Below are 24,689 nucleotides of genomic sequence, written 5' to 3'. Positions count from 1 at the left end.
CGCGCCGGCAACGGCGGACCATGACCGCGGAGAGGTGGCAGAGTGGTCGAATGCACCGCACTCGAAATGCGGCATGGGTGCAAGCCCATCGGGGGTTCGAATCCCTCCCTCTCCGCCACTTCGGAATGGTACGACCCGAGCCATAGATAACTGCATCTCTCATCGCGCCGGTAATGGCTTAAGATCGCGGCCTATGCAGCCTTCCGCCGCAATTGGCTCACACTTAGCCACACCGCCGAAACCAGAAAGTAGAGGGCGCCTACTGCGGCATAGCCGGCCACGTTGGTGATCGATGGCGGCATCGGCATCCGCGCCTGCACGATGAAAAAGGTGCCTGCCAGCGCTGATTGCCCTCCGCTCAGGATCATCGCCCACTGCGCACCAGAGCTCTTCCAACGGCGGACAGCGGTACCGAGTTGAAGCAGGCCGGACAGGATCGCCCATAGGCCGAACACGCCCAGCACCCAGTTCATGCTCATCTTCTGCGCAACAACGACCGCGAACGTTGTCGCCACACTGACCACGACGTTGATGGCCTGGGTGCGATTATGTCCCAATCCTCCGCTGCGCGATGCGTCGACAAAATTGGCCAGGGCATCCCATGCAGGATAAGCCACGAGCAAAACCGCCGCGACCACCCCGGAATGCTGTCCCACCGTAAAGGCAGCCGCCACCCAGACAGCCGAGAACGTCGTCCGAGCGAAGTAATAGAGCTTGAGCCATTGTTCCTGGCTGGCGCGGGAGAGATCGCCACTGTGAACCGTCATTGGATTGTCCTTTCGACTAGTAGGTAGGGTCTCTCGACGAACGTCGCGGAGTGATCGCTAGTATGGTTAGTTGAGATCTAGGCTGGTATCCGGGGGGAAGCGCGGAGCCGCTCCAGGAGCGGGCCGGTCACGACGGCGAATGCCTTCGGATCGCCATAGGCCCGTGCTGAAAGCATCGCGCCATGAACGGTCGCCATGAACGCTTCAGCCTCGGCACGAGGGGTACTCATCAGTCGAAATTGGCCGTGCCGCGCACCGCGCTCCATCACGGATGTCAGCCAAGCCGACAGCGAGCGGAAATGCGCCCGGACCTCAAGGCCAACTTCCTCGGGCAGCACGGGGAGCTCGCTTGCCAACAGCGCGCAGATACAAAACGGGGCGCTGGCGTTCGCGATGCAGGCTTCCCAATACCCGGCATAGATCCGCAACTGTTCGAGCGGATCGGATTCGTGAAGTTCGACATTTGCCATCCCCGCTTCAGTTTCTTCGCGATACCGCGCAACCAGCGTCCGAACCAGATCGACCTTGCTTGGGAAATGGTGATGGATGCTCGCCTTACGGATCCCGACCACATCAGCAACGTCGGCATAACTGAAACCGTTGTAGCCGCCAGCCACGATCAGCGAACGCGCACAAGCCAGGATGTCGTCAGCGGTGGTAGACAAGTTGCTCATGCTTTTACCTACCTTCTGGTAGGATGGCTGTCAAGCCTTATTGCAACGCGAGCGACAAACAGAGAGCAGTAGCGTGGAACTAGGTAGCTATGGCGTAGACGTAGGTCCCATCTTCGTCGTTCACGGCCCTCCATCCATTCAGAAAGCTCCGGGTGTTTGTCGATCGAGGTAGCCATCCCGCTTCGAGGACGAGGCAACACCCTCCGGCCGACCGGACCACCGCCAATCGCCGTGCGGCACTAGGCGTTTGCACCGACTGCGCTATCTCCCCATCGTCAGCTTGTTCTATCGCTGGTTGAAGACTGGGAGGTTTCCATGGATCGGCGACTATTTTTGACAGGAATGTTTGGCATTGCCGGGGCCGCGGCCCTTGCAAGCACGGTTCGGCCAATCAATGCGGTGGCCGGCGTTCCAACTGCCAGAAGGGGCATTCTCGATGAACTCGAGGCGCCGGATGTCGAGACCTTCGACGACGACGAAACTCAAGCAGAGTTGCAACCAGTCTATCATCGCCGGTGGCACATGCCGCGCCGGCGCCGCCGGCGCGCCTGGAGAAGGGTCTGTCGCGTTTACTGGCGAAACGGCTATCGGCGCAGGCGGTGCTTCCGCAGGCGCGTTTGGGTCTGGTTTCGATTCTAGCAACTGGCCGGCTTGAACCCTGGCCATCGCGGCCGGGGTTTTCGCCTCAGGCGGCCGTTAGCGCCCTTAGGGAGCTTTCCTAAGGGCGCGGAGGAGGCTGACGGTGTTTGCAGGTTTCAGAGCCACCAGCCTACGACTGGACGATACGACGATTTTCGCAAGGGTCGGAGGCACCGGTCCGCCGTTGCTGCTTCTTCACGGTTTTCCAGAAACGCATCTGATGTGGAGGGATATCGCCGCAGCCTTGGCGCCCCGCTTCACGGTCGTCGCCGCCGACCTTCGAGGCTATGGGCAAAGCGGATGCCCGTTTTCCTCTGCCGATCATAGCCCATACGCCAAGCGCGCCATGGCCGGCGACATGGTTCAGGCCATGAAGCAAGTGGGGTTTGAGCGGTTCATGGTTGCCGGGCATGATCGTGGCGGGCGGGTTGCCTATCGCCTGGCGCTGGACCATTCCGACAAAGTGCTCAAAATCGCCGTCCTCGACATCATCCCCACCGCCGCAACATGGGATCGGGCGGATGCCAGACTGGCGCTTGGCTTCTGGCCCTGGAGCCTTCTTGCCCAGCCGGAGCCCCTGCCGGAGCGTCTGATCGGAGCGGCTCCCGATGCTGTCGTCGACGATGCAATAACGCAGTGGGGATCGTCAGCGAAAATGGTCTCCAAAGAGGTCAGGAACGCCTATGTTGATGCGCTTCGCGATCCCGCGCATATTCATGCCATCTGCGAAGAGTATCGCGCCGCTGCGACGATCGATCGTGAACATGACGCGTTGGACCGCGCAAACGGTCGTCGCATCGACTGTCCGCTACTGGCGCTATGGAGTGGCGAAGGCGCCCTGGAGAACTGGTATGCGCAAGAAGGCGGGCCGCTGGCCATCTGGAGGAAATGGGCCGACAGAGTGGCAGGACGCGCTGTCCAAGGCGGGCACTTTTTCCCGGAAGAGCACCCCGACAAGACGGCAGCGGCTCTCTCGGAATTCTTTGACGACAAACAGGTCGGTCAGCACAGAGTATTGTAGAGGTCACATGCTTCAGTTACGCGGAACCTCGGGAGCGCTTCGCGGCCTGAGATCGAGAACCCTCCGAAAATCCGCCCGTCCGGCATCAACGTGCTTGATAAGGGAATGAAGGCGATCTCCACGGCCACGCCTCTGATATGCAGCCTCATGTTTGTCGGAAGTTGCGCATCGCCTTTGCCGGCATCCTTTGATGCTGCGAAATACGACAAGATGAGTTGCGTCGAGCTCAACGTGGCGATAGGCGCGGTCGCCGACGAAATGTCGGCGACAGCCATCGCTCGTGGCAAAGTCGTCCACACCAACATTCCGGGCTGGCTGTTGGGAGGGCAGCGTGTCGCCTCGACCGTGGCTGCCCGCCAGAGTGCGAAGATCGAGCGCTTGCGGCAGCAGGAGGCTGCGATTGCCGCGGCGAGACGAAGCCGGTGCTGATTGCGTCACTGAAGTGGGTCTTCAGCCCGCCACCCCGGATTGATGCGCAGCGATCGCGCCGAGGAATATCTCGCCGAAATCCTTGAGCTTGGCGGCGCCGACGCCGTTGACCGCGGCGAAGGCGTCCAGATCACGCGGGCAGCGTTCGGCCATATCGATCAGTGTACGATCCGAAAAGATCACGAAGGCCGGCACCTGGCGTTCCCGGGCAAGACGCAGCCGTACAGCCTTGAGCGCCGCCAGCAGCGCCGAATCCAGACCTTCCGTGCTTTCACAGTCGCGAGAATCTCTTTAGATCGACGATCGGAGAGTTGAATTGCAACAGACCGCAGAATAGCTTCTGCGCGTTGGGGGGAACGAATGGTAAGATGGCCGCGTGTAGCAAAGTCGCTTGCAGTGATACGCACGACGCGAGACGAAAATCGTGACCTAATCCTGTTTGTTCACGGGCTTTTTGGAAGTCCGCGAACAACTTGGGGAGCGCTTTTTGAACTCGTTAAAAGTGACATCCAGCTAGACAATTGGGACATTGACGCTTTCGAATTTCCGTCAACGTTTTTTCGTCGTTTTTTGAGGCGCACCGCAAATATCACTGAACTAGCCGCGGGCCTAAGTACGGCCATTCGAGCAAGCCACGCAGATCGCCGTCGTATCAAGATTATCGCACATAGCCTTGGCGGTATCGTTGTTCGTAAATATATCGTAGATCAAGTTAAGGCAGGCAATGCACTAACTGGCATTGAAGCCCTCCTATTGGCATCGCCATCGACTGGTTCGGACATGGCCAGCCTGGGTCAACGCCTTATCCCTCACAATCGCCACTTAAAACAACTACATCCCCACGCCGATGCGCTACATTCGCTAAATGAGGATTGGAAGGCTCTGAAGATCGAAGACCGCGTCGAGGTTCACTATGCAGCCGGCGGGGCCGATGCTGTAGTCTACCCCGAGAGCGCTTTGCCAACTCTGACAGGTCCGAAGCACAGCCTGATTCCTTCATGTGACCATTCATCGATAGTTCGCCCATCGAGCTACGATGATATTTCTTACAAAATAATCCGAAAATTCGTCCTTTCAAAGGCTTCAGTCCATGAGGCAGCCGGTAATTTATCAAATAATGGAATAAAAGTTCCCGACCCACTATTTGATATATACCACGCCGGCGACGAAGCTTACTATCTATCGCGTCCAGATGATGACAATATATTGCGATCGGTTCTTAGCGGTCCCCTGTGGATTTCGGGAGATAGTGGTGTAGGGAAGACATCCTTAGCGAGGCGCGTGGTCATTCGTTCTGGCTGGAAGCTACAACATATTATGTTGGGTGGCTATTCTGCACTGGACGTAAACCCAACATCCGCTTTTCTCCGTGAAGCTATCGGGTTGGAGACCGGGAGCTACGCCACCTCGAATGATGTTCCGGCTTTAACCTGGGAGTTGAAAACGGCGATAAGCAGCTCGCAAATCCCTGTGAGATGTTTCCTGGTCGAGGAGATACCAGTTTCGGGCCAGCAACTATTGGATTTCATATCTTCAATAGTAAACATAACGTCCCAATTTGATTCAGACTCGAAGCTTCGGGATCAAGTGAGATTCGTTTTCACGTCAATCGCTGATCCTGACACAATCATTCCCACGGGGCAGACAAAGACACGCGAGCGAATAAGCTTCACCAGAGCTATTCGGTGGAAGGTGGAGCACATCCGTGGTTTGCTTAACTTGATAAAACCTCCAACTGGAATTTCGCTCAGCACGGAGGATGACGAATCCGTCATCCGGTCGGCGGATGGCATGCCGAGATTTGTTAAGCATGTGCTACGTGACATACGTGATCGTAGAACCACAGGCGAGGGTCTAGCTGATCGAGTTAAGCGGCTAGATGCGGAGGGCAAGCTTTGAAGAAGCTCCGGCCGTCAGCAATTATTCCGGCACATTTGTACGTGGACCGCGAGGCGGACCGTCAATTGGAGTCCACCGTCCTCGCAATGGCGCGCCCGCCATACGTGCTTGAAGCACGACAGATGGGCAAGACTAACCTACTTCTGCACATTAAGAAAAAGAGAGAGGCCGAAGGAGACATCGTTCCGTATTTTGACCTCTCTGTCAGAATTGACGATGTATCATCATTTTTCCGATACCTGATAGATTCCATTATTAATGGAACTGAACAATGGCAGTCCGTAGCTCGAACGTCGATCAAACCAATAAGATATTCTGGCATAGCAGAGCCCCACAGGGAGTACGAGCTTAGTATCATAGAAATACTACGAATTATTTCCCCAAAGAGACTAGTTGTCATATTTGATGAAATCGATTCCGTAGTCGCCACTAATTATTCGGACAGACTTTTTTCCCAGATTCGTAGCATGTATTTTTCTAGGGTAAATTACTCTGAATATGACAGGCTTACGTACATCCTGGCAGGAGTGGCCGAACCGTCTGAGTTAATAAAAGATAGAAATATCTCTCCGTTTAATATTGGCGAAAAGATCTATCTGAAGGATTTTACAAGGGGAGAGTTGTGTTCGTTTATGGGAAACGCTGGCTTCACTTTTTCGGATAAAGTGAAGGATGAGGTATTCCTTTTTACTGGCGGGAATCCGCGAATGACTTGGGACGTCACTTCGGAGCTGGAGGACATAGGCCTAAGTAATAAACATGTTAGTGTTGGCGATGTTCGGAACGTGGTGGAAAAACTGTACTTGCAGCAGTTTGACAGAGCTCCTGTAGATCACATCAGAGTCCTTGCTGAATCTGACAGTGACGTGAGGGCTGCAATTAGCTCTATCCGCTGGGGTCACGGCGATGAAATACACGCTAGAACGAAATCTTCCCTCTACTTGGCTGGCATCACCAAATATGATACGAATGGGTTGCCTGTCATAAAAAATCCGATCATTGACGCCGCGCTGTCCGATGAGTGGTTATCCACAATCGCCGAGCGCGAAAGAGGTCCTCTCAGGGTCGCCACCGATCAATTCCGCCTGGGTGCATATTCCGAAACTATCAGGATTATCTCTTCTTTTAAGAGCGACGACCGGGGTGCCCTCCCTTATGACAGCCAGTATCAGCTAGCGCTCTCGCTCTTGTACCTGAATAAGAATGTAGAGGCTGTCTTGGAATTTCGGAGTCTGATCGATCGGCCATCCGAAGCCGAACGGATGATGGCGGCGAAGTACCACTATGCTACCGCCCTGGCACGGTCAGGGGACCACATTTCTGCCATCCCGGTGTTCCGCGAAGTCGCCGGCACTGAAACGAAGTCCTCGAATGTAGCTAAGGCTGGACTTATAGCCGCGCTCGCTGCTGCTGACACTGCTGAGAGTCGAGAGGAAGGGCGGAAAGTTGGCCACGATGTCACCCGCGTAGCTCCGTCAGACGATCTCGATGCCAGACAGATTGTGGCAGCAAGCCTATACTCGCTTGCATCGATCGAGGCTCGTGAGGGTGATAGCGGGGCCGCATTGGCTCACTTAAACACAGCGCTATCGCTGGCACCTCGCGACCAGCACCCCGCAATCTTGAGCCGCATTTTCAGACTGGCGCCGGAAGCGAAAAATGCCTCCCTGCTTGAGACGGCTTCTGAAATTCTCTTGGCGCCAAAGGGAAAGTCGAAGACGACATTTTCTGACCTGGACCCAGGCGATAGGAGGATCGCAGAAATCCTGTCTCTGCTAGCAAGTATTGGGCGTGATGATCTTATTGAAGACATTATAAATTCAAGATTTGGGGGTCAACCGCAGGACACGGTTAGAATTTGTTTGGACTTGCTACGGGATCTGTCGGACGACTTTCATTCTGGAATCACAACATATGTGTGGCGAAAGATTCATATACAGGGCGAAACAGTCCCATTGAATGACCATCTAGAATCTCTTCGAATAATTTCTCATTCTGGGCCAGCCAATTTCCGCTCACGAGCGTTAAGGGACTACATGACGCTCGCGTTTAGGGTTGCGCATTCAGACCAACCGTTGCCGGATGAGGACCTTCTTTTTCTTTTGACGCAATCGCAGGCGCTGATCAACCGGAACAAACTTGCGAAAGCATTTGAGATTATGGACGCGATCCGCGCCGGTGTAGGTCCGATGACGCCTGATCGGGCGGTCGTCGCTTTTTTCACTGCGTATCAAGACTTGAATGCAGCTCGTAAAATGGGGGACAGACTACGATCTCGACGCGCTGCTCAGTATCTGACTTCGATGATAGCTGAATACAGCGAAATGCTGGACGAAAGTGCGGCTCAATTCGGCAACATTATCAAAGCTGGAAAGGAGTTGGCACAGGAGGTTTTACGAGAGACGGTGATGCAAATCCCTCGTGCGATAACACTGCAACAGGACAACCCCGGAAAGTTTGGAAGGAACAGTCGAATTTCTGTGCGGGACCTCCAATCTGGCGAGGAATTTACCGCCAAATACAAGGCTGTCAGGGATAGGATTTTGGCAGGCGAACTAGTGATTGTGGATGAGAAAAAATAGGAAACGCTCATACATTGCCGGGGCAGTCGCTCACAACGGAACTTACATTCCCTGGCCTTGGGCACACATCAGGTAGGTCACGGTTTCAACGCGATAGATTGTGCACGCCAGCGGATCATACCATCCGTGCATCTTTATTGCCTTCCCCCAGCTGATCGTCCGGATCACATGTAGTCACCAGTTTAATGATCACAACGTGCGCATCGATCGGGACAAACGAGCAGTGGCTCACTTGCTTCGGGCGCATTTGTTGGTCTCTCGCACCAAAGATATCGAGGAACGAACACACCGTCTGCCGCAGCGTCAATACCAACCATCCCACGATGGCAAAGGAGCCGCTCACACGCCGCAGCACTTTGATCTCGCGCATGATCATTCCCGAATGGGCCGATTTTGATGGAACCTTCAGCCCGCCACACCGGGCTGATGCGCAGCGATCGCGCCGAGGAATATCTCGCCGAAATCCTTGAGCTTGGCGGCGCCGACACCGTTGACCGCGGCGAGGGCGTCCAGATCACGCGGGCAGCGTTCGGCCATATCGATCAGTGTACGATCCGAAAAGATCACGAAGGCCGGCACCTGGCGTTCCCGGGCAAGACGCAGCCGTACAGCCTTGAGCGCGGCCAGCAGCACCGAATCCAGACCTTCCGTGCCTGCTGCGGTATCCTGTGCGGTCCGTATCTTGCCTCGCGATGGCTGGCGCGCGTCCACGCGATACCGGAACGATGCCTCGCCCCGAGCCAGCGCACGGCCCTTCTCGGCAATGGCGAGGCCGCCATGGCCGGTTGAGTCCAATGTCAGAAACCCTCCCGCGACGAGCTGGCGGACCAGCGACAGCCACACATTTTTCTTGTGCACGACACCGGTGCCGAAGCTGGCAAGCCTGTGGTGGTTCCTGTCCAGGACCTTCTCGGTTTCATGGCCGAGCAGAACATCGACGACATGGGCGGCGCCAAAGCGCTGGCCGGTCTGTGCGATCGCCGCCAGGATGATCCGCGCCTCCGCCTCGCCATCCGCATGCGGCCCCTGGTCGAGGCAGTTGTCGCAATTGCCGCAAGGCGAAGCACTCTCGCCGAAATAGCCAAGCAGGATCTGACGGCGGCACTGCGTCGTCTCGCAATAACCGATCAGCGTATCGAGTCGGCCATGCGCGCGCCTTTTGTGCTCAGCCGGCGCGTCCTCGTCTTCGATGAAAAGCCGGCGCATGCGGATATCGCCGAGACCGAAGAGCATATGTGCCTCGGCCGCCCGCCCGTCGCGGCCCGCCCGCCCGATTTCCTGATAATAGGCCTCCAAGCTGCCCGGCAGGTCGGTGTGGAAGACATAGGCGACGTCCGGCTTGTCGATCCCCATGCCGAAGGCGATGGTCGCCACCATCACCACACCGGACAAGGTCATGAAAGCGTTTTGATTCGCTTCACGCGCGTCCTTGCTCATTCCGGCATGATAGGCGAGCGCGCGTACGCCGTTCCGCTCGAGGAACGCCGCCATCTCTTCGGTCTTTTTGCGCGACAGGCAATAGACGATCCCGCTGCGGCCCGCATGGCGCTGCACGAAGCCGAGCAGTTGGCGCTTGCTGTCCTGCTTGGGCTCAATGCCTAGCTTGATGTTCGGTCGGTCGAAGCCGAGCACCACCGTATCGACGCGCCCGTCGAACAGTTGCGCGGCAATGTCGGTGCGCGTCGTCTCATCCGCCGTCGCCGTCAGCGCAATGATCGGCACTTTCGGGAAGATATCACGTAGTCTCGACAATTCTTCGTATTCGCGCCGGAACGCCGGTCCCCATTGGGAGATGCAATGTGCCTCGTCGATGCCGATCAGCCGGACATCGAGCTTGGTCAACGCCTCGAGCATTCGCACGGTCATCAACCGCTCCGGTGCAAGATAGAGCAGGCGCGTCTGGCCTGCCGCGACACGGCGCCATGCAGCGACATTGGCATCGCGGTCGAGCGAGGAATTGATCGTATCGGCCGCCACGCCGGCAAGCCGCAATGCGGCGACCTGATCCTGCATCAGGGCCACCAGCGGCGAAACGACAATGGTGAGCCCGCCCAGCACCAGCGCCGGGACCTGGTAGCAGAGCGACTTGCCGGCGCCGGTCGGCATGACAGCCAGCACATGATGCCCGGCCAGAAGCGCCTCCATCACGGCCGATTGGCCGAGACGAAAATCATCGAAGCCGAATACATCCCTGAGGACGCGCCGCTTGGAATCCTCTGTCGGGATGCTCGCTGCTGCCTGCATTACAGAACTTTCGGGGATACGACCTGCCGAAATTCGCCGGCGAATCGCCAGGTGATTGCCTGGACAGCAGATTCGAACATTTATCGACCCCTCTGGTCCTGTCCGCGGCACCGTCTGAGGCGAACTTCTCTCTCATTGGCCGATATCAGACCGTCGTTCCAGCCCCTATTCGCTTTGGCTGTGAATATCGCACCGCCTCGGAGCGGTTAATCCTATCTTCACCATCATTCGGCAGGTTCAGGTTCTGCGGTGATGTTTTGAGTACCGCGGCGCCACAAGCGCCCAGGCAACACGCCCGCGTCTCTCCGGAGGCGCGGGTTTTTTCGTTCTGAGAACCGGCTGCCTGATCTTCGGGCCCGCAGCTCAGTCGAGGAAATCGGCGCGGTGCGGCGTAAAGCTGTCGACCAGTCGTCCCGCCTGCAGCGCCCTGACACCATGGACCAGATTGGACGGAACGATCAAACTGCTTCCCGTCTCCAGGATTTCGGTCCTGCCGTCGATGGTGACTTCGAAGCGGCCTTCGGCGACGTAGCTTGCCTGGACATGCGGGTGCGAGTGCAGCGCGCCGACGCCGCCCTTGTCGAAACCGAACTCGACCATCATCAGTTCGTCGGTGTGCAGGAGCACGCGCCGGCGGTTGCCGTCGGGCGTCGGCGTCCACGCACCCTCGCCGGCATGCGAGAAGATTTTGGTTCCGGTCATCGTCAGACTCTCACCTTTTGTTGTTCATCGCGCCAGCCAGCCGCCGTCCACCGGCACCACCGCGCCGTGCATGTAGTTGGACGCTGGCGCCAGCAGGAAGACGGCTGCGTCGCCGATGTCTTCCGGCGCGCCCCAGCGCCCGGCCGGAATGCGCGCCAGGATCGACGCGCTGCGGTCGGGATCGGCGCGCAGCGCCTCGGTGTTGTTGGTCTCGATATAGCCCGGCGCAATGCCGTTGACATTGATGCCTTTTGCCGCCCATTCGCATGCCAGCAGCCGGGTGATGCCGAGCACGCCGTGTTTGGAGGCGGTGTAGGAGGCGACACGAATGCCGCCCTGAAAGCTCAGTACCGAGGCGATGTTGACGATCTTGCCACGCCGCCCCGGCTCGGCAAGGACGCGCCTGGCAAAGCGCTGGCCGAGGAAGAACACCGTCTTGAGATTGACGCCGATGACGTCGTCCCAGTCGGCTTTGGTCAAGTCGACCGCATCGGCACGCCGGATGATGCCGGCATTGTTGACCAAGCCATCGAGCGGCCCCGTATCATCCCAGACGCGGTCGAGCATCGCCTGGGCAGCGGCATCGTCGCCAAGGTCGCAGCGGACTGCCTCGAAGCGGCCGCCGGCCGCCGCAATCTTCTCCGCCGTCTCGTCCATCGCCGACCGGCCAACGCCGACCACCGCGCCACCGGCGCGCGCGATCGACACGGCGATGCCCTGGCCGATGCCGGTATTGGCGCCGGTAACAAGGATGCGCTTGCCGGCAAGGCTGAACGCAGAGAGGTCGCTCACCTGAGCTCCTCCATCATTACCAGGTCAACGTCGGTATAGTCGACATTGTCGCCGGCCATCGCCCAGATGAATGCGTAGTTCGAGGTGCCGGCGCCCGAATGGATCGACCATCCCGGCGACAGCACCGCCTCCTCGTTTCGCATGACGAGATGGCGCGTTTCGTCCGGCTCGCCCATGAAATGAAACACCCGCGCCGCCTCCGGCAGATCGAAATAGAGATAGGCTTCCATGCGCCGATCATGCACATGGCATGGCATGGTGTTCCAGACCGAACCGGAGGCAAGCTGCGTCATGCCGACGACAAGCTGACAGGTCTTTACCCCATCGGCATGGATGAACTGGAAGATCGAGCGCTCGTTGGAGGTTGCCTGGCTGCCGAGATCGAGCCGCTTGGCATCGCCGATGCGGATCAGCCGGTTGGGATGGCCCTGATGCGCCGGCGCGCTGAGCAGGTAGAATTTAGCCGGCGCTGCCGGATTGGTCGCAGCGAACGATACCTCATCCGTGCCCATGCCGAGATAGAGCATGTCGCGCGCCTGCAGCTCGTAGGATTGACCGCCGGCCTTCACGATGCCGGCACCGGCGATGTTGACAATGATCATCTCACGGCGGTCGAGAAAATTCTTGGTCCCGGTCGGCTTGATCGCCTGCAGCGGCAGCGGCGTACCGGCGGGCATGGCGCCGCCGACGATCATGCGGTCGTAGTGGGTGTAGGTCAGGCCGATGCGGCCGGGCCGGAACAAGTCCTCGATCAGGAAATTGTGTCGCAGCTCGTCCGTTCCCATGGCAGCGGCAGAAACGGGATCGATGGCGAAGCGGGAGGTGAAATCCGTATGATTGTCAGTGTGATTCATTGCTGTCCCATGGGGCTGCCTCAATTGCTTATTCAGTTCCCGCGGCCTTGACCGAGTCGGCATAAAAAACCTGGCGCGCGTGCAGGCGCTCGCGATAGCGCTGCTGGCTGGCACCGAGATGCGCGCGCATCGCCTCCCGGGCCGCCTCCGCATCGCCTGCCGAGATGGCCTTGAGGATCACCAGATGCTCACGTTGCAGGCCGCGCTGGTAGGCGTCCGACTGGGCGATCTCGGTCGACCATGGCGAGGTGACGTCGCAAGGAATGGCGCGCCGGCCGAGCACGTCGAGCATCTCGACATAGAACGGATTGTTGGTGGCGCTGGCGATTGCGCGGTGGAAAGCAAGGTCGGCCGGTCCCGTCGGCTCGCTGTTGAGGAGCAGCCGTTCGAATTCGAAGAAGGCTTCCTGGATCGCCGCTTCCTGCGCGGCGTTGCGGCGGATGGCAGCGAGCCCGGCGGATTCGATCTCGATCGCCAACCTGACTTCGAGCACGTTGAGGGCGATCGAATCCTTGCTGCCCATCTCCGCCGCAAGAGCACCGAATGCTGTCGAGATATGCTCGGTGACGAAGACCCCGGCGCCTTGGCGCGGCTCGACCAGGCCGTCCGCGGCAAGTTTGGCCAGCGCTTCACGTATCACCGTGCGGCTGACCCCGAAGGTCTCGGTCAACTGGCCCTCGGTCGGCAGCTTCTGCCCTGGCTGGATCTCGCCCGCCTGCAGTTGCTTGCGGATCGCCGCAACGACGGTTTCCGAAAGTTTCGGTCTTCGTTCGACGCGGAGGCCGGCTGCGGTGTCTGAGGCCATGTCGCACCTCCTATTTGAAGACGCTCGGCAGCCACAGCGAAATGGCCGGAATGTAAGTGACGAGCCCCAGCACCACGAGGCCTGCGCCATAGAACGGCCAGATCGAGCGCATCGATTCCCAGACGGATATCTTGCCCACTGCGCACGCGACGAACTGCACCGCGCCCACCGGCGGCGTGTTCAGCCCGATGCCGAAATTGAGGATCATGATGACGCCGAAATGCACCGGATCGACGCCGTAGGCCTGCGCCACGGGCAGGAAGATCGGCGTGCAAATGATGATGGTCGGCCCCATGTCCATGAAGGTGCCGAGGAACAGCATCAGGAGGTTGAGCAGGAGAAGCACGACCAGCGGATCGTCCGAGATCGCGTTCATGGAGGCGATCAGCGCTGCCGGCACTTTCAGGAAGGCCATCAACCAGGAGAACGCCGCCGCCATGCCGATGATGAGCAGCACCATGGCCGTGGTGCGCACGGCGCCGTAGGTGGCATGAACGAAACCTTCCCAGGTCATCTGCCGGTAAACGAAGACGGTTACGAACAACGCATAGATGACGGCGATACAGGAACTCTCGGTAGCCGTGAACACGCCCGATCGTACGCCGCCGAAGATGATCGCGATCAGCAGCAGGCCGGGCACCGCGACGGCGAAGAGATGCGCAACGGCGGTGAAGCCCGGAAACGGCTCGGTCGGGTAGCCGCGGGAGCGCGCCACGAAATAGGCGGTGATCATCAGTGACAGGGCCAACAGCAGGCCCGGGATGATGCCGGCCGTGAACAGATCGGCGATGGAGATCTTTCCGCCTGCCGAGATCGAATAGATGATCATGTTGTGCGACGGCGGCAGCAGCAGCGCGATCAGCGCCGCCATCGATGTAACGTTGACGGCGTAGTCCGCTCCATAGCCGCGCGCCTTCATCTGCGGGATCATCAGGCCGCCTACCGCCGCTGCCTCCGCCACCGCGGAGCCCGAAATGCCGCCGAACAGTGTAGCGGTGGCGATGTTGACCTGCCCGAGGCCGCCGCGCAAATGACCGACGAGCGAGCCGGCGAAGGCAACGATCTTGCTGGCGATGCCGCCGCGCACCATCAAGTCGCCGGCGTAGATGAAAAACGGAATGGCCAGCAGCGAAAAGACGCTCATGCCGGAATTCAGTCGCTGGAATACGATGAGCGGGGGCAGACCCATATAGAGGACGGTGGCAAGGCTTGCGACGCCGAGGCAGAAAGCGATCGGCGTGCCGATAAGCATCAGCAGGGTGAAGACGCCGAACAGAATCCACAGTTCCATGGCGTCAGACCTTCACGTTCGCGGTGTCGAGTTCGGCCGCGACTTCGGCCGGCGGCAGTTCATCGAGGGTATCGTCGATCGGTGCGCCGGAGAGGCGAAGCACGATGCGCTCCAGCGTGAAGAGCACGATGAGCGCTCCTCCCGCGACAAGCGGGACGTAATCCCAGCCCCCCGATATGCCGAGTGACGGCAAGGTAGAGCCCCAGGTCAATGCGACCAGCTGGCTGCCATACCAGATCATGCCGATGCCGAAGGCGAGCGCGACGAGGTCCGAAATCATCCGCAGCCAACGCTTGCCGCCTTTCGGCAGCACGTAGAGCAGGACGTCGAAGCCAAGATGGTAGTTCTCGCGCACACCGACGGCAGCGCCGAGGAAAATGAACCAGCTCATCAGCATCACCGAGCCCGGCTCGGTCCAGCTGGGCGAGCGGTTCAGAACATAGCGGCCGAACACCTGCCATGCGACGAAGGCGGTCATCAGCACCAGCCCGATGCCGGCGATCGACAGCGCCGCCGTGCTGACGCGCGACATCACTTGCGCGACGCCGGACAGAAGCGGTCTTGGTTTTGGGCTGGAAGTCACCGGTTTTCTCCGCAAGAGGATGGCGGCGCGGAATGTCCGCGCCGCCGCTTGATCACTGCACGGCCTTGATGGCTTCGACCATGGCCTTCAGCTTGTCGTCCTTGACGTGCTTCTCGTAGACCGGCCCCATCGCGTCGATGAAGGGCTGCTTGTCCGGCGTCGTGATCTGCGAACCTGCCGCCTCGACCTTGGCGCGCGATTCCTTGACCTTGGCGGTCCACAGCTCGCGCTGCTTGGCGACGCTTTCTTTGGCGGCCGCCTTGAATATCGCCTGGTCTTCCGGCGTCAGCTTGTCCCAGCTCGACTTCGCCATGACGAAGGCTTCCGGCACCATCGTGTGCTCGTCGAGCGAATAATATTTGGCGACTTCCGCGTGCTTGGCAGTGTCGTAGCTCGGAAAATTATTCTCCGCGCCGTCGATGACCCCGGTCTCGATCGCCGAATACACTTCGCCATAAGGCATCGGTGTCGCGTTGGCGCCGAGTGCCGCCACCATGTCGACGAAGATGTCGGACTGGATGACGCGGAACTTCATGCCGGCCATATCGGCTACAGTGTTGATCGGCTTCTTCGAATTGTAGAAGGAGCGCGCACCGCCGTCGTAAAAGGCGAGCAACACCAGCCCGACCTGGTCGAACGCCGCCGCGATCTGGTCGCCGATCGCCCCGTCCATGACCTTGTGCATATGCTCTTCCGAACGGAAGATGTAGGGCAGCGAGGGCACGGTGGTCTCGGGGATGAGCCCGTTGAACGGCGCCATCGAAACACGATTGAGATCGATCACGCCGGTGCGCACCTGCTCGATCGTGTCCTTTTCCTCGCCAAGTTGCGCGGAAGGATAGATCTCGACCACATAGCGGCCGGCCGTGCGCTCCTTCACCAGCTCGCCGAAATATTTGACCGCCTCGACCGTCGGATAGCCATCCGGGTGGGTGTCGGACGAGCGCAGGACCGTCTGGGCGCTTGCCGATCCGGCCAGCAGTGCGGCGGCAACTAGCGTAGCTCCCGCCAGTCTAGAAAAATGCAGCATTGGTTTCCTCCCGTTTTTGAAACGATGGCGGCAAGCGCCGTTAGAGCCGGTACGCCTTTTTCGCGAGCGTATAGGCAAGTTCCTGCGCCAGCTCGTGCGCCTCGTCTTCGCCGAGCCGATGCTCGGTGACGAGACGCGCCAGAAAAGCGCAATCGACCCGGCGCGCCACATCATGGCGAGCCGGTATGGATGGGAAGGCGCGGGTGTCGTCGTTGAAACCGACGGTGTTGTAGAAACCGGCGGTTTCGGTGGTCATCTCACGGAACCTGCGTATGCCTTCGGGGCTGTCGTGGAACCACCAAGCCGGCCCGAGCTTCAATGCCGGGTAGACGCCGGCGAGCGGCGCCAGCTCGCGCGCATAGCTGGTCTCGTCGAGGGTGAAGAGGATGACGGTGAGGTCGCGCTCCAGCCCGACGCAGTCGAGCAGCGGCTTCAGCGCCGTCACATAATCGGTTCGGGTCGGGATGTCGAAGCCTTTGTCCCTGCCGAACTTCTGAAAGATAGAAGGCGAATGATTGCGCCAGGAGCCGGGATGTATCTGCAGGACCAGCCCGTCGTCGCGGCTCATCTTGGCCATCTCGGTCAGCATCTGGGCGCGAAACAGTTTTCGCTCGCGCTCGTCGTCCGAGCCCCGGCGGATACGGTTGAACAGCTCCGCGGCGGCGGCATCCGAAAGATTGGCGGTGTCGGCCGTCGGATGGCCGTGATCGGAGGACGTCGCACCGAAACTCTTGAAGAAGGCGCGCCGCTGGCGATGCGCATCGAGATAGCCGGTCCAAGTACCGGTGTCGCGGCCGGTGATCTCGCCAAGCCGGTCGAGATTGGCTGAGAAGCCTTCGAAATCGGGATCGACGACCGCATCGGGCCGGTAGGCGGTGACGACGCGGCCCTGCCAGCCGCTCTCGCGGATCATCTGGTGCCATCTGAGATCGTCGAGCGCACCTTCGGTCGTCGCGATGACCTCGATGTTGAAGCGCTCGAACAGCGCCCGAGGGCGATAGTCTTCACGCTGCAGCAGCGTCGCGATCGTGTCGTAGTGGCGGTCGGCTGTCCTGGCATTCAGCGGCTCGCCGATGCCGAACAGATGGGCGAGCACATGGTCGAACCACAGCCGGGTCGGCGTACCCCGAAACAGGTAATAATGCTCGGCGAAGCGCCGCCAGATCGTTCTGCCGTCGGTCTCCACTGGCGAGCCGTCAAGCGTCGGCACCCCAAGCTCCTCAAGCCGAACGCCCTGGCTGAACAGCATGCGGAAAATGTAGTGGTCCGGCACGATCAGCAATTGCGCCGGATCGGGAAACGCCTCGTTGAGCGCATACCAGCGCGGATCGGTGTGGCCGTGCGGGCTGACGATCGGCAGATCCTTGACCGCGGCGTAGAGATCGCGGGCCAGCGAAAGCGGGCGCGCCTCGGCGGCAAACAGCAAATCCGGATCCGTCAATGCGGCCACGTAATCCTCCCAACTCGGACATCGGTAGGGTTGGAAAGAAATAATGTCAACATACAAAAACTGGGTTGTTGTATGATGACTTTTCGTCGGCCATTGCCCATTGTGCGTGACGGCATCGGGTGTTACGCCGCCTGCCAGCAGGACCCAACAATCTCGATCAGACACGTGGCGCAATGACCAATAGACGCCTTTCCAACAGCACGCTGAAGGCACTGCCGGCTTCGGTCGCGGTTCCGCGCTACGCCCGCGGCGGCGTCGCACCGGGCATCGTCCATCTCGGCGTCGGTGCGTTCCATCGCGCCCATCAGGCGGCCTATGTCGACCACTGCCTGGCGGCGGGAGAGGCGGACTGGGGCATTGTCGGCGTGTCCTTGCGCAGTCCAGACACACGCGACGCACTAGCGCCGCAGGATGGCCTCTACACGCTGGCGATCAGGAGCAGCATCGGCGAAGAGCTGCGCGTCGTCGGTTCGATCCTGTCGATGCTGGTGGCGCCGGAAGATCCGGCTGCGGTGCTCGCCGCTCTGACGGATCAGCGCACCCGCATCGTTACGCTCACGATCACCGAAAAGGCTTATCTGAGAGCAGCCGGCGGCGGTCTGGACAGCACCCATCCGGACATCGTCCATGATTTGGCTAACCCGCAAATGCCACGGACGGCGCATGGTTTTCTCACCGAAGCGCTGTCGCGCCGCCGTTTCGCCGGCATCAAGCCCTTCGCCGTGCTCTGCTGCGACAACCTTCCGGCCAATGGCGCCACGCTGCACCGCCTGCTGGTCGAATTCGCGGCACTGCGCGATCCCGGCCTTGCCGGGCACATCGCCGACGGCGTCGCCTTCCCGTCGAGCATGGTCGACCGCATCGTGCCGGCGACCACCGATGCGGACCGGGCGCGTATCGCCGTCGAGCTCGGCGTCGAGGATGCCTGGCCGGTGATGACCGAGCCGTTCTGCCAATGGGTGGTCGAGGATGATTTCCCGGCAGGCAGGCCGGTCTGGGAAAAGTTCGGCGTCACCATGGTCGGCGACGTCGGGCCCTTCGAGGACATGAAGCTGCGGCTGCTCAACGGTTCGCATTCGGCAATCGCCTATCTCGGCCTGCTCAGCGGCTACGACACGGTCGACCGCGCCTTTGCCGATCCGGCGATCCGGCAATTCGTCGACGGACTATGGGCCGAAGCCATCCCGACGCTGCCGCAGGACGCCGGGCTCGATACGGCCGGCTACACGGCCCAGCTCGCCGAACGCTATTCGAACACCGCCCTCGCCCATCGCACGGCGCAGATCGCCAATGACGGCAGCCAGAAACTGCCGCAGCGCATCGTCGCCTCGGCCGTCGATCGGCTGGGTGCCGGTGACCCGCCCGCGCATCTCATGCTGGTGGTGGCGGCCTGGATCGCCGCTTGCGAGGCGCGCGGCAAAACTTTGCCGGAAGCCCATTTTACCGACCCGATCGACACTCGGCTTACTGTGCTCGGCAGCCGGCCAGCTATCGAAACGGTGACAGCGATGTTCGATCTCGCCGGCTTCGCCAAAGACCATTCCCACCGCATGACACTGATCGATCTGACGGCAGCCCATCTCGAGCGCCTGCGGCGAGGCGGACCTGCCGCTGCCTTCGTGGCGCTTGGCATAGGGAGTGAGAAGCCATGAGACAAACCTGGCGCTGGTTCGGGCCAGACGATCCGGTGACGCTTGCCCATGTCCGTCAAGCCGGCGCCGTCGGCATCGTCAGCGCGCTGCATCACCTCAATGACGGCCGCGCCTGGCCGGCGGACGAGATCGCCAGGCGCAAGGCCGACATCGAGGCAGCGGGCCTGACCTGGGATGTGGTAGAAAGCATTGTCGTCCATGAGGACATCAAGACCCGCAGCGGCAACTGGCGCACCCTGATCGACAATTACAAGGCGTCGGTCCGCTCCGTCGCCGCCGCCGGGATCAATACCGTCTGCTATAATTTCATGGCGATCACCGACTGGACGCGCACAGATCTCGATTATCCCATGCCGCATGGCGGCACGGCGCTGCGCTTCGATGTCGTCGAGCTCTGCGCCTATGACGTCTTCATCCTTGAGCGAGAAGGGGCGGAGGCCGATCACCCGCCGGCCCGCGTCGAGGCCGCGCGTGTGCGACTGCAAGGGATGAGCGACAGCGACAAGGCAAGGCTGGAGCGCAACCTGATCGGCTGGGTTCCGGCGCGCGAATTCATCTTCGATCGGGCAAGCTTCCGCCGTGCCCTCGACCTCTACAAGGACGTCTCAACCGAAGGTCTGCGCGAAAACCTGTTTGCCTTCCTGCGCGAGATCGTGCCGGTGGCCGAAGAGGCCGGCGTCAGGATGGCGATCCATACCGACGATCCACCTTTTTCGCTGTTCGGCCTGCCGCGCATCGTTTCCAACGCCAATGATGCCCGCGCGCTGCTCGACGCCGTCGCTTCGCCGGCCAACGGGTTGACGCTGTGCACCGGCTCCTACGGGGCGGGCGCGCAGAACGATCTGCCGACGATGGCCAAGGCCTTCGCCGAAAACATCCATTTCGCCCATCTGCGCAACGTCACCAAGGAGCCAGACGGCTCCTTCCACGAAGCCGAGCACCTCGACGGCGACACCGACATGGTGGCGGTCGTGTCGGCGCTGATTGGCGAAGAGCGCCGGCGCAAGGCGGCAGGCAGGGCGGACTGGCAGATTCCGATGCGCCCCGACCATGGCCACGCCATCGTCGACGACATCGGCAAGAAGGTGAACCCCGGCTATTCCTGCATCGGCCGCCTGAAGGGCCTCGCCGAACTGCGCGGCGTCATGCGCGCAGTGGAGGCGCTGACAGTTTGAGCTATTTGCCTGAAGGATCCAATATTTGTCGGGAAGAATAGTCGACGCCCTTGGAATTCCAGAACAGCCGCACGGCCTTGCCGACCAGATTTTCATAGGGGACAAAACCCACCAGGAAGCGGCTATCGTTGGAGTTGTCGCGATTGTCCCCCAATGTGAAATACTCTGCCGTAGGCACCACAAACTCGCGTGTGTCGTCGCCGATCGAGTTGCCTAAGTCGATTACCGAATAAGAAATGCCCTCCGGCAGTGTCTCCCGCTGGAGCTTGGCCGACTGTACTTCGCCGGAGGAATAGTCACCGACATCCTCTAGCTTCACCGGCACGCCATTGATGTGGAGCACCCCGCCGACCATCTGAATCCTATCGCCGGGCAAGCCGATGACTCTCTTGACGTAGTCTATGTCCGGTTCAGATGGCAGCCTGAACACCATAATATCTCCTCGCCTTGGCTCGGCGCCGAATATCCGGCCGTCAACAGGCAGCAGTCCAAACGGGACGCTATAGCGGCTGTAGCCGTAGGCGAATTTGGAAACGAAGAAATGATCCCCGTCCGCCAGCGTTGGAACCATGCTGCTGGACGGCATGGAGAACGGCTGGAATAGGAACGCGCGTATTGCGAATGCAGCCGGATACGAGGTCAGAAAGACGAGCACCAGCACCGAAAGCCCGTACGCGTACATCTGTCCGGCTTGAACCGGTGTGCGAAGGGAACAACGATCGCTGCCCACAGGGCCATCAAACCGATCCCTGAAAAATTGGCCCACCAACCAAGATTGACGCCAGGCAATACCGGAAAGCCGATGTAAATAAGCGCGAAAACGACGACGCTGATCACCACCAGGCTGACGACGGCCAGTTTGCCGCTGCCGATCCACAGAAACCCGCCGAACGGACCGCCAAAGGCTGACACCAAGGCCGTCGACCACAGGGATCGCGAAGCTGTTTCTCGTTGCGCTGTTTCTTCCGTCACGGCCACCCCTCAATGCCCAGGCAGCCAGACTGTCCACCAAACAAAAAAGCGGGGCAACCCCGCTTTTTCAGTCGGTCATTTGAGCGAACCTCAAGCCGGCAGGATGGCGCCTTCGAGCGTGGTGAGTTGGCTAAGGAACTGCTCGGCCTTGCTGCGGGTCTGATCGTCCTTGGCGTCGGCGGCGTCTTCCCTGGCCTCTTGGATGCGGCGGGCAAGGTCGGCGCGGTCGATGTCGCCGACGGCCACAGCCGATTCCGCCAGCAGCGTGCAGCCGGCCGGAACGATGTCGGCAAAGCCGCCGAACACCACATAGCGCTCTTCCTTGCCTTGCGCGGTCTTCAGCGTAACGACGCCCGGCTTGATTGTGGTCATGACCGGGGCGTGATGCGCCATGACAGTCATCTCGCCTTCGGCGCCCGGGATGACGACGGATTCGACTTGCTCGGAAACCAAGAGGCGCTCCGGCGAGACCAGTTCGAATTTGAAAGCTTCAGGCATGATCAATTTAGCGAGTAGGGAATAGGAACTAGGCAGTAGCAAGTGGCCCTAACCGGCTCACATCACGCAACTGCTATTCCCTACCACTACTGACTACTCCCTATTCCCTAAATTACGCCGCTTCGGCGGCCAGGCGCTGTGCCTTCTCGACCGCTTCCTCGATGCCGCCGACCATATAGAAGGCGGCCTCCGGCAGATGGTCGTAGTCGCCGTTGCAAAGGCCCTTGAAGCCCTTGATGGTGTCGGCGAGGTCGACCAGCTTGCCCGGTGCGCCGGTGAACACTTCGGCGACGAAGAAGGGCTGCGACAGGAAGCGCTCGATCTTGCGGGCGCGGGCAACCGTCTGCTTGTCCTCTTCCGACAGCTCGTCCATGCCCAGGATGGCGATGATATCCTGCAGCGACTTGTAGCGCTGAAGAATCGACTGCACCTGGCGGGCGACCTGGTAATGCTCTTCGCCGACAACCATCGGGTCGAGCATGCGCGAGGTCGAATCGAGCGGATCGACGGCGGGATAGATGCCCTTTTCCGAAATCGCGCGGTTGAGCACGGTCGTCGCGTCGAGGTGGGCGAACGAGGTCGCCGGTGCCGGGTCGGTCAGGTCGTCGGCCGGCACATAGATCGCCTGCACCGAGGTGATCGAGCCCTTGGTCGTCGTGGTAATACGCTCCTGCAGCGCGCCCATGTCGGTGGCCAGCGTCGGCTGGTAGCCCACGGCCGAAGGAATGCGGCCGAGCAGCGCCGACACTTCCGAACCCGCCTGCGTGAAGCGGAAGATGTTGTCGACGAAGAACAGCACGTCCTGGCCCTGGTCGCGGAAATATTCGGCAACCGTCAAGCCGGTCAGGCCGACGCGGGCGCGGGCGCCCGGCGGCTCGTTCATCTGGCCATAGACGAGCGCCGCCTTGGATCCTTCGCCGCCGCCCTTCTTGTTGACGCCGGACTCGATGAACTCGTGATAGAGGTCGTTGCCTTCGCGGGTACGCTCACCGACGCCGGCGAACACCGAGAAGCCGCCATGCGCCTTGGCGACGTTGTTGATCAGTTCCTGGATCAGCACCGTCTTGCCGACGCCGGCGCCGCCGAACAGGCCGATCTTGCCGCCGCGGGCATAGGGGGCCAGCAGGTCGAGTACCTTGATGCCGGTGACCAGGATCTGCGCTTCCGTCGACTGCTCGACATAGGTCGGCGCCGGCTGGTGGATCGAGCGCATCTCGATGCCGTCGACTGGACCTGCCTCGTCGACCGGCTCGCCGATGACGTTGATGATGCGGCCGAGCATGCCCGGGCCGACCGGCACGGTAATCGGTGCACCGGTGTCATAGACGTCCTGGCCGCGGACCAGACCTTCGGTCGAGTCCATGGCGATGCAGCGCACGGTGTTCTCGCCCAGATGCTGGGCAACCTCGAGCACCAGGCGATTGCCGACGTTGATCGTCTCAAGCGCGTTCAGGATCGCCGGCAGATGTTCGCCGAACTGGACGTCGACAACGGCGCCGATGACCTGCCGAACCTTGCCGGCCAGGCCGGTTTTCTTGATGGTGGCGGCCGGCGTATTCACAGCGGCGGCCTTGGTTGCTGCCGCCTTCTTGGCCGGAGCGGCCTTGGTTGCTGCCGCAGCCTTTGCTGGTGCCGCGGCCTTAGGGGCTGCCGTCTTCGGGGTCGCTGCTTTCGCCATCGTCTTTACCCTTTTCGTCTCTTTGTTTCTCACACGCTTGAGGTCGATGACCTCCTTGTGAGCGTGCCTAGAGCGCCTCGGCGCCCGAAATGATTTCGATCAATTCCTTGGTGATCTGCGCCTGCCGCTGGCGGTTGTAGGTGATCGACAATTTGTTGATCATGTCGCCGGCGTTGCGCGTCGCATTGTCCATGGCGCTCATCTTGGCGCCCATCTCGCCGGCAGCATTCTCGAGCAGCGCGCGAAAAACCTGCACGGAAATGTTGCGCGGGATGAGATCGGAGAGGATTTCGCCCGGCTCCGGCTCGTATTCGTAGACAGCGCTGCCGCCATCCTTCACTTCCGCGGCAGCCGAAGGCGCGCCCGCCGGGATAATTTGCTGCGCCGTCGGGATCTGGCTGATCACCGACTTGAACTGCGAATAGAACAGCGTGCAGATGTCGAAGCCGCCTTCGTTGAACAGGTGGATCACCTTCTTGGCGATGGCATCGGCATTGACGAAGCCCAGCGTCTTGACCTCGCGCAGATCGACACGCTCGATGATCAATGCCCCGTAGTCGCGGCGCAATATGTCGAACCCCTTCTTGCCGACGCAGATGATCTTGACCTGCTTGCCGTCGGCCAGAAGCTTGCGGATGTGGTCGCGGGCAAAACGGGCGATCTGCGAATTGAAGCCGCCGCACAGACCACGTTCGGCCGTGCAGACGACAAGCAGATGCACGTCGTCCTTGCCGGTGCCGGTCATCAGCGCCGGGGCATCGCCGCCGCCGCCAATCGCCTGGGTGATGTTGACCAGCACCGCGCCCATGCGCTCCGAATAGGGACGCGCCGCTTCCGCCGCTTCCTGCGCGCGACGCAGCTTCGCCGCGGCGACCATCTGCATCGCCTTGGTGATCTTCTGCGTCGCCTTGACCGAGGCGATACGGTTACGAAGGTCTTTTAACGAAGGCAT

Annotated in this window: 23 protein-coding genes, 1 tRNA gene and 1 pseudogene; 7 read left to right on the top strand and 18 right to left on the bottom strand. The window is 60.4% G+C overall.

The features are described from left to right. The first annotated feature begins 28 nt into the window (after positions 1-28). Positions 29-118 (top strand) — tRNA-Ser (locus NKH50_RS06520). Between the two features lie 73 nt (positions 119-191). Here NKH50_RS06520 and NKH50_RS06515 read toward each other — a convergent pair. Next, complete coding sequence (locus NKH50_RS06515) at positions 192-767, bottom strand: DUF308 domain-containing protein (RefSeq protein ID WP_352877424.1); 576 nt, start codon at positions 765-767, stop codon at positions 192-194. A 77-nt stretch (positions 768-844) separates the two neighbouring features. Continuing rightward, on the bottom strand, positions 845-1,441 hold the full coding sequence (locus NKH50_RS06510; RefSeq protein WP_352877422.1) for a TetR/AcrR family transcriptional regulator: 597 nt from the start codon (positions 1,439-1,441) through the stop codon (positions 845-847). Positions 1,442-2,183: 742 nt separating this feature from the next. Here NKH50_RS06510 and NKH50_RS06505 point away from each other — a divergent pair. After that, on the top strand, positions 2,184-3,101 hold the full coding sequence (locus NKH50_RS06505; RefSeq protein WP_352877419.1) for an alpha/beta fold hydrolase: 918 nt from the start codon (positions 2,184-2,186) through the stop codon (positions 3,099-3,101). A gap of 210 nt (positions 3,102-3,311) precedes the next feature. Further along, positions 3,312-3,530: a hypothetical protein gene (locus tag NKH50_RS06500; protein WP_352450887.1), complete on the top strand. Its 219-nt coding sequence runs from the start codon at positions 3,312-3,314 to the stop codon at positions 3,528-3,530. Between the two features lie 21 nt (positions 3,531-3,551). On the opposite strand, the pseudogene NKH50_RS06495 reads toward NKH50_RS06500, so the two are convergent. After that, a pseudogene (locus NKH50_RS06495) lies at positions 3,552-3,794 on the bottom strand (HRDC domain-containing protein); the annotation flags it as partial. 132 nt (positions 3,795-3,926) lie between these two features. On the opposite strand from NKH50_RS06495, the gene NKH50_RS06490 reads away from it, so the two are divergent. Together NKH50_RS06490 and NKH50_RS06485 are read left to right on the top strand one after the other, a co-directional pair. Then, complete coding sequence (locus tag NKH50_RS06490) at positions 3,927-5,429, top strand: lipase family alpha/beta hydrolase (protein WP_352877417.1); 1,503 nt, start codon at positions 3,927-3,929, stop codon at positions 5,427-5,429. 41 nt (positions 5,430-5,470) lie between these two features. After that, the gene (locus NKH50_RS06485; protein WP_352877583.1) at positions 5,471-8,011 is read left to right on the top strand and encodes a tetratricopeptide repeat protein; all 2,541 of its coding nucleotides are present in this window, start codon (positions 5,471-5,473) and stop codon (positions 8,009-8,011) included. A 115-nt stretch (positions 8,012-8,126) separates the two neighbouring features. Here the strand turns inward: NKH50_RS06485 and NKH50_RS06480 are convergent, their stop codons facing one another. The 10 genes from NKH50_RS06480 to uxaC form a co-directional block, all read right to left on the bottom strand. Then, positions 8,127-8,381: a hypothetical protein gene (locus NKH50_RS06480; protein ID WP_352877414.1), complete on the bottom strand. Its 255-nt coding sequence runs from the start codon at positions 8,379-8,381 to the stop codon at positions 8,127-8,129. A 35-nt stretch (positions 8,382-8,416) separates the two neighbouring features. Then, a complete protein-coding gene (gene recQ / locus NKH50_RS06475) occupies positions 8,417-10,255 on the bottom strand; it encodes a DNA helicase RecQ (RefSeq protein WP_352877412.1) in 1,839 nt (612 codons plus the stop codon). 363 nt (positions 10,256-10,618) lie between these two features. Further along, positions 10,619-10,957, bottom strand: a complete 339-nt coding sequence (locus NKH50_RS06470) for a cupin domain-containing protein (RefSeq protein WP_352877409.1) — start codon at positions 10,955-10,957, stop codon at positions 10,619-10,621. Positions 10,958-10,981: 24 nt separating this feature from the next. Next, positions 10,982-11,749, bottom strand: a complete 768-nt coding sequence (gene kduD, locus NKH50_RS06465) for a 2-dehydro-3-deoxy-D-gluconate 5-dehydrogenase KduD (protein ID WP_352877407.1) — start codon at positions 11,747-11,749, stop codon at positions 10,982-10,984. Next, positions 11,746-12,603, bottom strand: a complete 858-nt coding sequence (gene kduI / locus NKH50_RS06460; protein WP_352504894.1) for a 5-dehydro-4-deoxy-D-glucuronate isomerase — start codon at positions 12,601-12,603, stop codon at positions 11,746-11,748. Before kduI ends, kduD begins: the two co-directional genes overlap by 4 nt. 28 nt (positions 12,604-12,631) lie before the next feature. Then, the gene (locus NKH50_RS06455) at positions 12,632-13,408 is read right to left on the bottom strand and encodes a FadR/GntR family transcriptional regulator (protein ID WP_254820462.1); all 777 of its coding nucleotides are present in this window, start codon (positions 13,406-13,408) and stop codon (positions 12,632-12,634) included. 10 nt (positions 13,409-13,418) lie between these two features. Then, a complete protein-coding gene (locus tag NKH50_RS06450) occupies positions 13,419-14,699 on the bottom strand; it encodes a TRAP transporter large permease (protein WP_254820461.1) in 1,281 nt (426 codons plus the stop codon). Between the two features lie 4 nt (positions 14,700-14,703). Next, a complete protein-coding gene (locus NKH50_RS06445; protein WP_352505148.1) occupies positions 14,704-15,231 on the bottom strand; it encodes a TRAP transporter small permease in 528 nt (175 codons plus the stop codon). Positions 15,232-15,334: 103 nt separating this feature from the next. Next, positions 15,335-16,312, bottom strand: a complete 978-nt coding sequence (locus NKH50_RS06440; RefSeq protein WP_352479586.1) for a TRAP transporter substrate-binding protein — start codon at positions 16,310-16,312, stop codon at positions 15,335-15,337. 40 nt (positions 16,313-16,352) lie between these two features. Next, positions 16,353-17,762, bottom strand: coding sequence for a glucuronate isomerase (uxaC, locus tag NKH50_RS06435; protein WP_352504893.1), 1,410 nt, complete (start codon positions 17,760-17,762; stop codon positions 16,353-16,355). A 173-nt stretch (positions 17,763-17,935) separates the two neighbouring features. On the opposite strand from uxaC, the gene NKH50_RS06430 reads away from it, so the two are divergent. Then, positions 17,936-19,414 carry a mannitol dehydrogenase family protein gene (locus NKH50_RS06430; RefSeq protein WP_352877403.1) on the top strand — a complete coding sequence of 493 codons (1,479 nt, stop codon included), beginning with the start codon at positions 17,936-17,938 and terminating at the stop codon, positions 19,412-19,414. Continuing rightward, the gene (gene uxuA / locus NKH50_RS06425; RefSeq protein WP_352877401.1) at positions 19,411-20,589 is read left to right on the top strand and encodes a mannonate dehydratase; all 1,179 of its coding nucleotides are present in this window, start codon (positions 19,411-19,413) and stop codon (positions 20,587-20,589) included. The genes NKH50_RS06430 and uxuA overlap by 4 nt, the downstream gene beginning before the upstream one ends. Before the next feature lies 1 nt (position 20,590). On the opposite strand, the gene lepB is transcribed toward uxuA, so the two are convergent. The 5 genes from lepB to NKH50_RS06400 form a co-directional block, all read right to left on the bottom strand. Continuing rightward, the gene (gene lepB / locus NKH50_RS06420) at positions 20,591-21,250 is read right to left on the bottom strand and encodes a signal peptidase I (RefSeq protein ID WP_352877399.1); all 660 of its coding nucleotides are present in this window, start codon (positions 21,248-21,250) and stop codon (positions 20,591-20,593) included. Further along, on the bottom strand, positions 21,229-21,561 hold the full coding sequence (locus tag NKH50_RS06415) for a hypothetical protein (RefSeq protein ID WP_352877397.1): 333 nt from the start codon (positions 21,559-21,561) through the stop codon (positions 21,229-21,231). The genes lepB and NKH50_RS06415 overlap by 22 nt, the downstream gene beginning before the upstream one ends. 90 nt (positions 21,562-21,651) lie before the next feature. Beyond that, the gene (locus NKH50_RS06410; RefSeq protein WP_352648928.1) at positions 21,652-22,059 is read right to left on the bottom strand and encodes a F0F1 ATP synthase subunit epsilon; all 408 of its coding nucleotides are present in this window, start codon (positions 22,057-22,059) and stop codon (positions 21,652-21,654) included. Positions 22,060-22,171: 112 nt separating this feature from the next. Continuing rightward, the gene (gene atpD / locus NKH50_RS06405) at positions 22,172-23,737 is read right to left on the bottom strand and encodes a F0F1 ATP synthase subunit beta (RefSeq protein ID WP_352479582.1); all 1,566 of its coding nucleotides are present in this window, start codon (positions 23,735-23,737) and stop codon (positions 22,172-22,174) included. A gap of 67 nt (positions 23,738-23,804) precedes the next feature. Continuing rightward, on the bottom strand, positions 23,805-24,689 hold the full coding sequence (locus tag NKH50_RS06400; RefSeq protein ID WP_352877394.1) for a F0F1 ATP synthase subunit gamma: 885 nt from the start codon (positions 24,687-24,689) through the stop codon (positions 23,805-23,807).

Source organism: Mesorhizobium sp. M1027, from assembly GCF_040318745.1.
Classification (GTDB): domain Bacteria; phylum Pseudomonadota; class Alphaproteobacteria; order Rhizobiales; family Rhizobiaceae; genus Mesorhizobium.
The sequence above is the reverse complement of the archived record's forward strand: the minus strand, read 5'-3'. Positions and strand labels throughout refer to the sequence as shown.

What these genes read in the sequence shown, in the direction of transcription:
- NKH50_RS06430 (WP_352877403.1), top strand. Translation starts at nt 17,936, where the DNA reads ATGACCAATAGACGCCTTTCCAACAGCACGCTGAAGGCACTGCCGGCT.
- NKH50_RS06515 (WP_352877424.1), bottom strand. Translation starts at nt 767, where the DNA reads ATGACGGTTCACAGTGGCGATCTCTCCCGCGCCAGCCAGGAACAATGG.
- NKH50_RS06410 (WP_352648928.1), bottom strand. Translation starts at nt 22,059, where the DNA reads ATGCCTGAAGCTTTCAAATTCGAACTGGTCTCGCCGGAGCGCCTCTTG.
- NKH50_RS06455 (WP_254820462.1), bottom strand. Translation starts at nt 13,408, where the DNA reads ATGGCCTCAGACACCGCAGCCGGCCTCCGCGTCGAACGAAGACCGAAA.
- NKH50_RS06500 (WP_352450887.1), top strand. Translation starts at nt 3,312, where the DNA reads ATGAGTTGCGTCGAGCTCAACGTGGCGATAGGCGCGGTCGCCGACGAA.
- kduI (WP_352504894.1), bottom strand. Translation starts at nt 12,603, where the DNA reads ATGAATCACACTGACAATCATACGGATTTCACCTCCCGCTTCGCCATC.
- NKH50_RS06445 (WP_352505148.1), bottom strand. Translation starts at nt 15,231, where the DNA reads ATGTCGCGCGTCAGCACGGCGGCGCTGTCGATCGCCGGCATCGGGCTG.
- NKH50_RS06450 (WP_254820461.1), bottom strand. Translation starts at nt 14,699, where the DNA reads ATGGAACTGTGGATTCTGTTCGGCGTCTTCACCCTGCTGATGCTTATC.
- atpD (WP_352479582.1), bottom strand. Translation starts at nt 23,737, where the DNA reads ATGGCGAAAGCAGCGACCCCGAAGACGGCAGCCCCTAAGGCCGCGGCA.
- recQ (WP_352877412.1), bottom strand. Translation starts at nt 10,255, where the DNA reads ATGCAGGCAGCAGCGAGCATCCCGACAGAGGATTCCAAGCGGCGCGTC.
- uxuA (WP_352877401.1), top strand. Translation starts at nt 19,411, where the DNA reads ATGAGACAAACCTGGCGCTGGTTCGGGCCAGACGATCCGGTGACGCTT.
- NKH50_RS06470 (WP_352877409.1), bottom strand. Translation starts at nt 10,957, where the DNA reads ATGACCGGAACCAAAATCTTCTCGCATGCCGGCGAGGGTGCGTGGACG.
- NKH50_RS06400 (WP_352877394.1), bottom strand. Translation starts at nt 24,689, where the DNA reads ATGCCTTCGTTAAAAGACCTTCGTAACCGTATCGCCTCGGTCAAGGCG.
- NKH50_RS06510 (WP_352877422.1), bottom strand. Translation starts at nt 1,441, where the DNA reads ATGAGCAACTTGTCTACCACCGCTGACGACATCCTGGCTTGTGCGCGT.
- NKH50_RS06480 (WP_352877414.1), bottom strand. Translation starts at nt 8,381, where the DNA reads ATGCGCGAGATCAAAGTGCTGCGGCGTGTGAGCGGCTCCTTTGCCATC.
- NKH50_RS06440 (WP_352479586.1), bottom strand. Translation starts at nt 16,312, where the DNA reads ATGCTGCATTTTTCTAGACTGGCGGGAGCTACGCTAGTTGCCGCCGCA.